Origin of the sequence: Pseudoalteromonas sp. MMG006, assembly GCF_018101025.1 — a bacterium.
In the GTDB taxonomy this organism is placed as follows: Bacteria; Pseudomonadota; Gammaproteobacteria; order Enterobacterales; family Alteromonadaceae; genus Pseudoalteromonas.
In genome coordinates, this window is sequence record NZ_JAGJEJ010000006.1 from 183,429 (window position 1) to 197,100 (window position 13,672).

The window sequence follows — 13,672 nt, forward strand, 5'->3', positions numbered from 1 at the left end:
TAAGAGAGAGAACATGATAAAAAAACTATTTTTGATATTGATTGCAGCGGTCGTAATAGGCATGTTCTTTCACTTTAATTTACATCAGCTACTTACACTTGAAGGCTTAAAAGGCTCTATGGAGCAATTTAACCAATACAAAGAGCAATCACCATTATTGGTTTTTGGTGGTTTCTTTTTACTGTACGTAGTAGTAACAGCTCTCTCATTACCGGGCGCGGCAATATTAACCCTGGCCGCAGGTGCATTATTTGGCTTGGTTGAAGGCTTATTGGTTGCATCGTTTGCCTCGACTGTCGGTGCTACGCTTGCCTTTTTAGTATCGCGTTATTTACTGCGCGATACAATTAAACAGCGCTTTCCTGAGCGTTTAGACGCTATTGACGCAGGCGTTGAAAAAGAAGGTGGCTTTTACTTATTTACGCTTAGGCTAGTGCCAGTATTTCCGTTCTTTTTAATTAACTTATTAATGGGTGTTACCGCAATTAAAGCATGGACCTTTTACTGGGTAAGCCAAGTAGGCATGCTCGCGGGTACATTTGTATTTGTAAACGCAGGTACACAACTTGCGCAAATTGAAAGCTTATCAGGCATCTTATCGCTCGATCTTATTTTATCGTTCGCTTTATTGGGTGTGTTCCCATTCATTGCTAAAGGAATCCTAAACGTGTTTAAAAAACGTCGCGTATACAAAAATTACACTAAACCTAAAAAGTTCGACCGCAACATGATTGTTATTGGCGCTGGAGCTGGCGGCTTAGTGACAAGCTACATTGCAGCTGCGGTTAAAGCCAAAGTAACGCTAATTGAAGCCGGCGAAATGGGCGGCGACTGTTTAAACTACGGTTGTGTGCCAAGTAAAGCTGTTATTAAAAGTGCTAAAATTGCTGAGCAAATTCGCCACGGGGAACACTACGGCCTAGAAAACATGGCACCGCAGTTTTCGTTTAAAAAAGTAATGGCACGTGTACACCAAGTGATTGCCGACGTAGCACCACATGATAGCGTTGAACGTTACACAAACCTTGGTGTAGATGTTGTAAAAGGCTACGGGAAATTATTAGACCCGTGGACTGTAGAAATTAAACTTAACGATGGCGGCACACAAACGTTAACCGCTCGCACGATTGTTATTGCCACTGGCGCACGCCCATTTGTACCGCCACTTCCTGGTATTGAAGAAACAGGCTATGTAACAAGCGATACGTTATGGACTAAATTTGCTGAGCTTGATGAAGCCCCTAAAAAACTGGTTGTACTTGGCGGCGGCCCAATTGGTAGCGAACTTGCTCAAAGTTTTGCCCGTTTAGGTTCAAGCGTTACGCAAATCGAGATGAGCGAACGCATCATGATCAAAGAAGACCTAGAAGTATCTAAATTTGCACATGAAGCGCTAACCGAAAGCGGCGTAAACATTTTAACCTCGCATCAGGCACTGCGCTGTGAAGCGCGCGACGGTAAAAAATTCATTGTGGTAAAACATAACGATACCGAAATCGATATTGAATACGATGAACTACTATGTGCTGTTGGCCGAAGCGCTCGCCTTAAAGGTTACGGCCTTGAAGAGCTTGGCATAGAAACCAACCGTACTGTAGTCACTAACGAATACCTAGAAACGCTCTACCCTAACATTTTTGCAGCAGGCGATATTGTAGGCCCGTATCAATTTACGCACGTAGCCGCTCATCAGGGCTGGTACGCAGCAGTAAATGGCTTATTTGGTAACCTTAAAAAGTTTAAAGTGGATTACCGTGTTATTCCATGGACTACATTTATAGACCCTGAAGTAGCACGTGTAGGCTTAAACGAACAAGATGCTATTGATAAAGGTATCGATTATGAAATCACTCGCTTTGAATTTGAAGAATTAGACCGCGCCATTACCGACAGCGCAACAAAAGGCTTTATAAAAGTAATTACCCCTAAAGGTAAAGACAAAATACTCGGTGTTACTGTGGTATCTGAGCATGCTGGCGATTTAATTGCTGAGTTTGTACTGGCAATGAAACACGGTTTAGGCCTTAACAAAATACTAGGCACTATTCACAGCTACCCTACTTGGGCTGAAGGTAACAAATACGCAGCAGGCGAGTGGAAACGCGCGCACGCACCAGAAAAAGTACTTAACATGCTTGAAAAATACCACTCATGGCGCAGAGGCTAATATGTTTAAAACACCTTTAAAAGCGCTCTTGTTAGGGTCTGCATTGCTTGCAACATCGTTTGCGAGCAATGCCCAAAACATGCACGACAGCTGGAATGCTTTATTAAACAACCATGTTGTGGCTATTAATCATGGCCACAGCACAGAGGTTGATTACTCAGCAATAAAAGCTAAGCACAGCGAGCTTAAAACCTATTTAGATTCGTTATCGGCTGTTACGCAAAACGAGTTTGATACGTGGGAAAAACCAAAGCAACTTGCGTTTTTAATCAATGCGTATAATGCCTTTACTGTTGAGCTTATATTAACTAAGTACCCAGATCTTAAATCAATTAAAGATTTAGGCAGCTTTTTTAGCTCACCATGGAGCAAGGAGTTTGTGCCATTACTTGGTAAAACGCGCAGTCTTGATGATATAGAGCATGGTTTAATACGTGGTAGTGGTAAATACAACGACCCACGTATTCACTTTGCAGTAAATTGTGCAAGTATTGGTTGCCCAGCACTACGTGAAGAAGCGTATACTGCTGATACATTAGAAGCACAATTACAAGAGCAAACAGTGCGTTTTTTATCAGATATGACCCGTAATATAGCGCAAGATAACACGTTGAGCGTGTCTTCAATATTTAAATGGTATGGCGAGGATTTTGAAAAAGGCTTTAAAGGCGCAAACACATTGCAGCAGTTTTTTATGCAATACCCTAAAGCACTTAACTTGATCCCTGCACAGCTAAAAGCCCTTAAAAACGATAACATGAAGGTTAAGTTTTTAGATTACGACTGGGACTTAAATGCACGCCACTAAATATTGGCAAATACTCACGCGATACAGTTTATGCTGTATCGCGTTTTGCATTTGCCTTGTTATAAGCTTTAAAAGCATGGCGAGCACAGAGCTACAAAGCCGTTGGCAACACGTTGAAAGCCTAGGCAAAGACCAAAGCGTATATTTTTATGCATGGGGCGGCGATGCGCAAATAAACGCGTATATTCAATGGGCTGCTCAGCAAGTAAAAGCTAGATACAACATTAACTTAGTACACGTAAAGCTAAGCGATACCAGCGAAGCTGTAAGCCGCGTTCTTGCCGAAAAATCAGCAAACAATAACGATAAAGGCAGCGTAGATTTAATTTGGATAAACGGTGCTAACTTTGCCACCATGAGCGAGCACTCATTATTACTAAAACAATGGGCGAATAAGCTGCCAAATTTTAACTACACCGACCCTAGCAATAACCCCGCTGTTAATTTTGATTTTGGAATACCCACCAACGGAATGGAAGCACCTTGGGGCCAAGCATCTCTCACTTTTTACTACGACAGCTTAGCAATAGATGGCACAGTAAATAACACGCTACCAACAACCTTAAACCAATTGCTTAGCTGGAGCACAAAAAATCCGGGGCGTTTTAGCTACCCCAAACCGCCTGACTTTTTAGGCATGAGCTTTTTAAAATACGCGCTTGTCATGCTACATCAACAAAGTGATGACACACTTAAAGCGCAGTTAAATCAGCCTGCTACAGCACAAAATACAGCCCAAGTATTAAACCCATTATGGGATTTTTTAAATAAACTGCACCCAACACTTTGGCGCGATGGCAGCCATTTTATGCAAAGTGGTGCGCAAATGCGCCGTTTAGTCGGCGACACAGAGCTAAGCATAGCGTTTACGTTTTCAGCACCCGAAGTACCCGCCGCAGTTAAGCGTTATGATTTACCAAAAAGCATTCGTAGCTACGCAATGCAAGATGGCAGCTTAAGTAACACCCACTTTGTAGCCATTCCTTATAACGCAAGCCACCAGCAAAGTGCTCAAATAGTAGCTAACTTTTTATTAAGCCCAGAGGCGCAAGCTCAAAAACAACAAGCGCACATATGGGGCGATAAAACAGTACTTATTCAATCAACTTTAAATACGCAGCAGCAAGCATTATTTAAAACAGCCAAACCTCATCCAAGTGCTTTGCCTTTTAACAGTATTAAACGCACTTTGAGTGAGCCGCACCCAAGTTGGGTAAATGCTATTATGCAAGGTTGGCAAGCACGCTATGGAGTAAGCCAATGAGCGTTATTTCAAAAAGTGTAGCTGTAAATACTAAAGCAACAACGCATTACAGCACTGATATGTTTACGCGCATTGTAAAGTTGAGCCCACGTTTTTTACTAGCATTGCTAATTTTGCCCGTAATAGGCGGCTTAATCAGCGTGCTATTGCCCGCTTTTGGCTATGCACCGGTACTTGAGCACACAACATTTGGCCTACATGGCTTTACTATGCTTATACAAACACCCGGCCTAACACATATGGTTATGCTAAGTGTTGGCACCGGATTAATAAGTACCTTACTTGCCTTTGTCATTACGTTAATGATTTTAGCGGCATTTTTTAATAGCCCGTGGCTTAACCGTATTCAGCGTTTACTAAGTCCCATACTCGTAATACCCCACGCAGCAGCCGCTATAGCCGTTGGTTTTTTAATTGCTCCTTCGGGTATGATTTCACGTTTAGTATCGCCGTGGTTAAGTGGTTGGGAACTTGCGCCTAACGGTATGTTTCCGCACGACTCATTTGGCATTAGTATAATTTTAGGGTTAACGCTTAAAGAACTGCCTTTTTTACTGCTAATGGCACTCGGTGTACTTGCTCAACCTGAGCTTGGTAAAAAGCTGCGCCAGCAACATAAAGTAGCGCTTAACTTGGGCTACTGCCCTATGACTGCTTTTTTTAAAGTAATATTGCCAAGCCTTTACCCATTATTGCGTCTACCTATTTTAGCCGTATTGGCTTATGCCAGTGCAAGTGTAGAAATGCCTCTTATTTTGGGACCAAATACCCCGCCAACGCTTGCTGTTGCGATTATGCACTGGTTTAACGACGTTGATTTAAACCTGCGCATTAAAGCGTCTGCTGGGGCGTTATTGCAGCTTGTGCTTACTGCTGGATTGTTAGCATTTTGGCTTGGCGGCGAAAAAGCGATAAAAGCATTATTTAATGATTTACTCACCAATGGCGAGCGAGAATACGGCGGCATTTATTGGCAAAAAATAACGACCGTCCTTACAGTATTTGTAATTGGCTTTATATTGCTCTCGTTAATTGGCTTGATTATGTGGTCTGTCGCTGGTTTTTGGCGCTTTCCGGCGGCTTTGCCTGAGCAGCTTACGCTACTTCACTTTAAAAGCGCGCTAATGCAAATGCAAAGCCCGCTTTTTAATACCCTTGCTATAGGGTTAGTAACAACGTTGTTTGCCATTATAATTACGCTTTTGTGCTTAGAGTCAGAGCAATTAAGTGCAAAACCCATGTCGCGCTTTACCAGTTTAATTATTTATTTACCGCTGCTTGTACCAAGTATTGCGTTTTTATTCGGCCTAGTGTGGCTGCAACAGTTAGTAAATAACCAGGCCGCATTTTTTAATGTGGTATTTACCCATTTATTGTTTGTATTACCGTATGTATTTTTATCGCTTGCGAGCAGTTATAGGCGCCTAGACCCTCGCTTTGCTCATGTAGCAGCAAGCCTTGGCGCAACACCCTACAAAGTATTTTTGCACGTTAAATTACCCCAGTTATTTGCCCCTATTTTAATCGCCATAGCACTTGGTTTAGCCATTAGCTTTGGCCAGTACTTACCGACTCTTTTAGCCGGCGGCGGGCGCATAGCAACAATTACAACCGAAGCGGTTACCCTTGCAAATGGCGCAAGTAGGCGCACCAGTGCAGTGTATGCCATTATGCAAATGGCATTGCCATTAATTGGCTTTATACTGGCATGGGTTTTACCTAAGTATTTTTTTAAAAGCGCACAACGCTAACCCATAAATTAAAAGGTTTTTAATGCAGTCATCTTTAGAGATTAAAAATTGTGAGCTTTATCGTCAAAACGAGCAATTACTTAGCTTAAACGAGCAAGTAAAAGGCGGCGAAATACTCACCATTATGGGGCCATCTGGCAGTGGTAAATCAAGTTTATTAAACTGGCTTACAGGCACATTACCCAGCGGCTTTAGCGCAAATGGTGAAGTGTGGCTCAACGGCGAAAACATTAATAACTTACCTACTCATTTACGTCACATAGGCGTACTTTACCAAGACGCGTTATTATTTTCGCATTTGTCGGTAAGCGGTAACATTGCATTTGCTATGCCTAAAGGCAATAAAAAACAGCGCCTCGAAAAAATAGACCACGCGCTTGAGCAAGTAGGTTTAAAAGGAATGGCAAACCGCCACCCCGACAATCTCTCAGGGGGACAACAAGCCCGCGTTGCTTTACTGCGTATGCTATTGAGCGAACCAAAAGCCATATTACTTGATGAGCCATTTAGTAAGCTCGACACCCAATTAAGAGTAGATACCCGCGAACTGGTATTTAGCCAAATACGCGAGCATAAACTGCCCGCTATTATGGTCACCCACGATCATAGCGATGCAGAAGCTGCAAACGGCAAACTGATCACCTTAAATTTAGCCAAATAAGTAAAAGCACAAGGCAACGAGCATGCTAGACAAATACATCACCCCAGTTATAAAGCCACTATTAACACCCGTTGTAGCGTTAATGCACAGGCGCGGTATAACCCCCGACCAACTCACTGTAATAGGTTTTTTAATAGGCCTTTTAGCCGTACCACTAATTGCATTTGAAATGTGGTACGCAGCGTTAACTGCTATTGCTTTAAATCGTATTTTAGATGGGCTTGATGGCGTGTTGGCACGTCATGCAAATTTAAGTTCAAGCGCTGGCGGTTTTTTAGATATTACCCTCGACTTTTTATTTTACGCGGCAATTCCGCTTGGCTTTATTTTGGCAAACCCCGAGCAAAACGCAATTGCAGGTAGCATATTATTGACCACCTTTATAGGCACTGGCTCAAGCTTTTTAGCCTTTGCCATTGCAGCCGAAAAATTTAAGCTCGATAAACCTCAATTTAAATACAAAAGCTTTTACTATTTAAATGGCTTAACCGAAGGCACAGAGACCATCGCGCTGTTTATTGCCTTTTGTATTTGGCCGCAGCACTTTACTATCATGGCGAGTATTTTTGCCACTGCGTGCGCTATTACTATTTTTACACGTATACATGGTGGTTATAACACACTTAAACTCCAAGAAGCCGATAAGGTTACACAAGCCAATGAGTAATGAAATTTGGTGGCGTTTAGGGTTCTTTTTTAGCATTTTGGTTATTATGATGCTACTAGAGTCACGAATGCCCGCACGTAAATCCCCTATAAAAAGTAACACCCGATGGTTTGCTAATTTTGGACTTGTGTTTACCTCATCATTAATTGCGCGCTTAAGTGTACCAATCGGTTTAACCGCCGTAGCGCTTTTTAACCAAGAGCACGGTATCGGTTTATTTAACCAAATAGCCATACCAAGTATCGTCGCCATTATTTTAAGCATGCTACTGCTTGATATACTTATTTATTGGCAGCACCGGCTGTTTCATCAAGTGCCTATTTTGTGGCGCTTGCACCGCGTGCATCACGCCGATGCGCACGTAGATACCAGCACAGGCTTGCGGTTTCACCCTATCGAAATTGTACTCAGCATACTCATAAAATTAATTGCCGTTACCGCCTTAGGTGTACCTGCTATTGCAGTATTAATATTTGAAATAGCACTTAACGGTTTAGCGCTGTTTAACCATGCAAATATTCGCTTGCCAAATGCAATAGAAAAGCCTCTTCGATTAATATTAATGACCCAAATATTACATCGAATTCACCACAGCCAACGCGTGAGCGAAACCAATTCTAACTATGGATTTAGTGTTATTTGGTGGGATAAACTGTTTGGTAGTTACAAAAATAAAGCGCAAAAAGCCGATAACGACATCGATATTGGCTTAAAAGAATACCCAAGCCAAAAACAAAACGCCTCCCTTTGGGGATTGCTCATTATGCCTTTTAAAAACAAATAGTAGATAACGTTTGTAACTGGCTTGCCTAAAAAGCAAGCTAGTTTTAAGAGGTTTTTTAATGCATGCCTAATCATTAAATTAATACATTCTTTCATACACAGTTAAAAAAACAATTAAAGACACCACTTTAAAGGCTTTTTAAATGAGCTTAATCTATTAATATATAGTGTTATTTTTATGAATAGCTCAATTGGTAAACTGGTCTTACCGTAAACTAAATGTAAATAAAATAAACAAATATGTTGACCATTAACGCACTGCACAATATCATTTGTAAGCGCTTACAAAACACATGAAAAATGTAAGCGCTTACAATGCAAAAACGGTTATTAAAATAAGTACAAACACATTCTGACAATAATCTGTGAAAACGGGGTTCAGCTATGAACATACAAAAAACACACATTGCTCGCTTACTAGCTGCTATTTCTTTGGCATCCTTAGCAGGCTGTGGTGGCGACTCTGCCACAACATCTAATTTTGAAAATATTGACGCTTCTGAGCCTGTTTCAGATTGGCAAATGGTATGGAGCGACGAGTTTGACGGCTCTGCTATTGATACTAATAAATGGAACTATGAACTAAATTGCGACGGCGGCGGTAATAACGAAAAACAATGTTACACCGACAGCGAAGAAAACGCTTTTATTCAAGACGGTGTGTTAAACATTGTAGCCCTACCAGCGACGGAAGGCGCTGAAAAGCCATACACCTCTGCACGCTTAAATACTCGTTATAATGCTGATTTTACTTATGGCCGCTTTGAAGTTCGTGCAAAGCTACCTTCGGGTCAAGGAAGCTGGCCAGCATTTTGGATGCTGCCAACAGATGAAGAATACGGTACATGGCCACGCTCAGGCGAAATTGATGTATTAGAATCTGTAAACCTTAAAACTGCTGATGAAGATGGCGGTATTGAATCTAGCATTCACGGCACATTGCATTACGGCCGTGCATGGCCAGATAACAGCTACTCTGGCAAAGAGTACAAATTCCCTGAAGATACTAACCCAGCCGATGACTTTCATACCTATGCTATTGAATGGCAAGAAGGTGAAATTCGTTGGTACGTAGATGGTTATCTATATGCAACGCAGCGCCAATCAGAAATACGCACGAATGCAAATGGCGATGCAGTAGGCCTTACTCATCGTGGTTGGTTTGCTGAGTATTTTGAACAAGGTTCTGGCGAGCTTGAAACCCATTGGGATAGCGCTCCTTATGATAAAGACTTTCACCTACTATTAAATTTAGCAGTAGGCGGCGATTGGCCTGAAAACGTAAACGAGTTAGGCGTTGATGCAAGCGCATTTGAAAATGGCCAAACGTTTGCAATTGATTACGTACGCGTTTATCAATGTGCATCAAACCCAGATACCGGCAAAGGCTGTGAAACTATTCGCCCAGGTTACGATAGCCTAGACGATGCCCTCCTTGAAGGTGACGCGCCTATTCCAAGTGCGCCATCTACAGGCATTGCAACCCCTTTAACTATTTTTGGCGATAGCTTTAACCCTAACTGGCCGGCATGGGATTGTTGTGGTGGCTCAACACCTGCTGTAGTAAACGATGAAGAGCAAGGTGGCGTAGTTGAATTTACAATAGGCAGTGAGCCTACAGTAGTTGGTTTTATTAGCCGCGATGCATTTATTACTGACGAAAACGGCGCTGCAACGCCATTTGATGCATCCCCAATGTTAGAAGAAGGCTACGTACGCTTTAAGATGAAAGTAACAAGCGCACCCAGCGTGCCTGATACTACATGGTTTGTAAAACTTGAAAGCACAGAGGCCTCATCAGATGCAGATATGCCGCTTTCAAATAGTATTGAAGGCCAAGCCCCTGTCGTAGGACAATGGCAAACATACACATTTTTACTTTCTGAACTAGATGCCGCAGGCCTTGATATTAGTGCTATTGATGTACTAATGGTATTTCCTGAGTGGGGCACGGGCGAAGGTGCAACTTTTTTAATTGATGATGTTGAAATTACACAAGACAATATAGCCGCATCACCAAAGCTAACTATTTTTGAAGATGAGCAAAACCTAGCATGGCCAATGTGGGATTGTTGCGGCGGCTCTACACCTATTGAAGCAATGGACGATGAAGAGCACGGTTTAACCGCCGAGTTTAGTATTGGTGCAGAGCCTACAGTTATGGGCTTTAACAGCCGCATTGAAGTAGGTGGTGCCGGTGAGTCATTTGATGCAAGCAGCATTTTAGATGAAGGCGTTATTCAATTCGACTTAAAAGTAACGTCTACCCCTAGCGACCCCGCGACACCTTGGTTATTTAAAGTTGAGGCAAATGGTGGCGACTCTGCAGTAGAGCTTGAGCTAACAGCAAGTGTAGAAGGCGCAGCACCAGCTACAGGCGAGTGGCAAACCTATACATTTAAGTTATCAGATCTCGCAGGTGCAGGCCTTGATGTAAGTACTATTGATGTGCTTATGATTTTTCCGGCATGGGCGGCAGGTGAAGGCGCAGTTTACCGCGTTGATAATGTTACTATTGCTAATCCTTAATCCATTTTAACTGACAAATATAGGTGCTCACACAGCACCTACTCTCTTGACAACATTTTATAAAGCAGAGCTATTATGAACACATTCAATTTTAAAAAGAGCCAACTTGCGGCTTCTGTGTCTCTTATCATTGCTGCGAGCACGTTAAATACAGCTATTGCCGCCGAAGCAGACACAGGCGTTTCATCTGATGTAGAAGTTATTGAAGTAAAAGGTATTCGTGGCTCACTTATTCGTTCTATGGATATGAAACGCGATTCATCAGGCGTGGTAGATGCCATTTCGGCTGAAGAAATGGGTAAATTTCCAGACACTAACTTAGCAGAGTCTCTTCAACGTATTACCGGTGTATCGGTAAGTCGCGCTAACGGTGAAGGAAGCCAAATTACAGTACGTGGTTTTGGCCCAGAGTTTAACTTAATTACGCTAAACGGCCGTCAAATGCCAGGTACTGGTTATACGCGCTCGTACAACCTTGAAAACATTGCATCTGAGGGTGTAAGTGCACTAGAAGTATTTAAAACAGCACGCGCTGATGTGCCAAGCGGCGGTTTAGGTGCTACTGTTAATATCTCTACCGCGCGCCCTTTTCAAAAGCCTGGTCAAAATTTTTCAGCAACTATTAAAGCAAATCATGACTCGTCTAACGAAGCGGGTGATGATGTAACCCCAGAGCTTTCTGCTGTTTACAGCAACACATTTGCAGATGACACCTTTGGTTTTGGTTTTTCTTTTTCACACCAAGAGCGCGACTTTCAAAAACAAAGTGCCAATATTCAAGGCTGGCAGGCCAATGTAGACCTACCTGAATTAGATAGCAGCAACGTGGTTGATAACCGCACAGACCCATCAGGCAACTACTATTTCCCTAAAGACATGAACTACGCTATTGAAGATGTAGAGCGTGAACGTACAAACGGCCAAGTTACTTTTCAGTTTGCACCGGTAGATGGCTTTGTAGCCACACTTGATTACACAGCGAGTAAAGCAGTAACAGGTTCTGAAAGTATTGGTTGGGGTATTTGGAACGACTTTGGTAGCAATATTAACGGCTATGAGCTAGATGAAAATGGCACAGCTGTTTATGCCGACATTAGCGGTAACGATGCCTCGTTTACAGCCAATAAAGGCACTACAGAAGTAAAAGCACGCTCAATTGGGTTAAACCTAGATTGGGAAATTAACGACACGTGGCACATAGAGCTTGATTACCACGACTCTAAAAACGAAACTGATAACGGCGCCGACAACGGGCTAGGCAGTGCCGGCCAAGTGATTTTGGGCTCAGATCAGCTTGCTAATAAAATTTATGATTACCGCACAGGCGACATTCCAAGTGCTCAAGTTAACTGGTTAAACGGCACAAGCGAACTAACACCAGGCGAAATTGACTCAAACTTTAGTCAGTTTACTCACTCACCGGGTGAGTCAAACATTGAACAGTTACAACTACATACTACGTGGTATAACGAAAGCTACGACATTGGTTTAGTTAAAGTTAAATTTGGCGCATCACGTACTGAGCAAAACACCGGCGGCTATACCGCATGGAGTGGTTTAGTTGGTGGCCCTGGTTTTAACCCATCATACACAGAAATATTCCCAGATAGCATGTTTACTCGCCACGATACCTCGGGCCTTTTAGACCAATTTGCTGGCGGTGGTAGCGACTTACAACCTAATTACTACTACACGTATGACTTCGATGAAGCAGTAGCACGCCAAATTGCTTATTTAACAGCAGATGTAACAGGCAGCGAAGCATACGCAGCTAATGCTTACATGGATGGTATTGATAGCGAAAGCTACGTAGAAGAAATCACAAACAGCTTTTATGTTCAATCAAGCTGGGAGTTTGACGTAAGTAACTACTACGTAAAAGTAAATGCAGGCCTACGCTACGAGCAAACAGACGTAACCAGTACTGTACGTCAACGCGTTGAAGATCAAGTTAATTGGATCAGCGCTTCTGAGTGGATCATGCAATACGCTGCTGGCGGCGATGATAACTTCTTAGAGCAACAAGGTGATTACGATGTTTTACTGCCTTCAATCGACGTAAGTGTTGATTTAACCGAAGACGTAGTGGCCCGTGTTTCTTGGGGTAAAACTATGTCGCGCGCACCACTAGGTGATTTAGCCGGTGGCCGCAGCTTAACTGGTAGCCCAAAACCAGGTTCTCGCACAGGTAGCCAAGGTAATACAAACTTATTGCCGTTTGAATCAACAAACCTTGATTTATCGCTTGAGTATTACTACGCGGAAGGCAGCTACGCATCTGTTGGTTACTTTAAAAAAGACGTTGATAACTTTATTCAAACCACCATTACGCAAACTACTATTGATGGCTTGCACGATATTTTAAACGGCCCTCGTTACTTACAAGCCGTAAGCGATATTGAATCACGTGGTGAGCAAGCAACCACCGACGCTATTTTTGCACAAATGATTGCCAGCGGTTACGGCAATGCAAATGGCGTTATTGAACCAAACAGCGACGATCCGCTAATTACATGGAATATTAGCCAACCGCAAAACACCGACAGTAAATCGGTAGATGGTTTTGAAGTAGCTGTTCAGCACTTAATTGGCGAAACTGGTTTTGGTGTAGGTGTTAACGCAACATTTGTAGATGGCGACGTTGAATTTGATAGCGAAAGCCTTGATCAACAAGCGCCGCTTACAGGTTTAAGTGACTCTGCTAACTTCCAAGGCTTTTACGAAAAAGACGGCCTATCGGTTAAGATTACTTACGCATGGCGCGACGCGTACTTAATTGGTGTTGGCCAAGCACAAGGCTCAGCTGATGCACCACCGCAATATGCTAAAGCCTACGGTCAATGGGATATGAGCGTTAACTACGATGCAAACGAAAACGTAACTGTATTTTTTGATGGTATAAACTTAAATAATGCAACCGAAGAAGGCTACGGCCGTTACGAAGAGCAATTTTTATTTGCTAATCAGTACGGCCCACGCTACTCAATTGGTGCCCGTTACACGTTTTAAGCTATTCCCTAGTTAGAATAGTTAAGCCGCTTG

General features: G+C 42.7%; 9 protein-coding genes. All 9 read left to right on the forward strand.

The features are described 5' to 3' along the window. Nucleotides 1-13 precede the first annotated feature (13 nt). Entirely contained in the window at nt 14-2,167 is a 2,154-nt protein-coding gene (locus J8L73_RS08660) for a bifunctional TVP38/TMEM64 family protein/FAD-dependent oxidoreductase (RefSeq protein ID WP_211016261.1), read from the forward strand. A 1-nt stretch (nt 2,168) separates the two neighbouring features. After that, complete coding sequence (locus J8L73_RS08665) at nt 2,169-2,975, forward strand: DUF547 domain-containing protein (RefSeq protein WP_211016263.1); 807 nt, start codon at nt 2,169-2,171, stop codon at nt 2,973-2,975. After that, nucleotides 2,962-4,239 (forward strand): ABC transporter substrate-binding protein, encoded by a 1,278-nt coding sequence (locus tag J8L73_RS08670; RefSeq protein ID WP_211016265.1) that lies wholly within the window; start codon nt 2,962-2,964, stop codon nt 4,237-4,239. Before J8L73_RS08665 ends, J8L73_RS08670 begins: the two co-directional genes overlap by 14 nt. Then, on the forward strand, nt 4,236-5,990 hold the full coding sequence (locus J8L73_RS08675) for an ABC transporter permease subunit (protein WP_211016266.1): 1,755 nt from the start codon (nt 4,236-4,238) through the stop codon (nt 5,988-5,990). Before J8L73_RS08670 ends, J8L73_RS08675 begins: the two co-directional genes overlap by 4 nt. A gap of 22 nt (nt 5,991-6,012) precedes the next feature. Beyond that, nucleotides 6,013-6,651 carry an ATP-binding cassette domain-containing protein gene (locus J8L73_RS08680; protein WP_211016269.1) on the forward strand — a complete coding sequence of 213 codons (639 nt, stop codon included), beginning with the start codon at nt 6,013-6,015 and terminating at the stop codon, nt 6,649-6,651. Between the two features lie 22 nt (nt 6,652-6,673). Further along, a complete protein-coding gene (locus J8L73_RS08685) occupies nt 6,674-7,318 on the forward strand; it encodes a CDP-alcohol phosphatidyltransferase family protein (RefSeq protein WP_211016271.1) in 645 nt (214 codons plus the stop codon). Then, nucleotides 7,311-8,102 (forward strand): sterol desaturase family protein, encoded by a 792-nt coding sequence (locus J8L73_RS08690; RefSeq protein ID WP_211016273.1) that lies wholly within the window; start codon nt 7,311-7,313, stop codon nt 8,100-8,102. Before J8L73_RS08685 ends, J8L73_RS08690 begins: the two co-directional genes overlap by 8 nt. A gap of 383 nt (nt 8,103-8,485) precedes the next feature. Then, nucleotides 8,486-10,630, forward strand: a complete 2,145-nt coding sequence (locus J8L73_RS08695; protein WP_211016275.1) for a glycoside hydrolase family 16 protein — start codon at nt 8,486-8,488, stop codon at nt 10,628-10,630. Between the two features lie 75 nt (nt 10,631-10,705). Next, a complete protein-coding gene (locus J8L73_RS08700) occupies nt 10,706-13,639 on the forward strand; it encodes a TonB-dependent receptor (RefSeq protein ID WP_211016277.1) in 2,934 nt (977 codons plus the stop codon). Nucleotides 13,640-13,672: the final 33 nt, after the last annotated feature.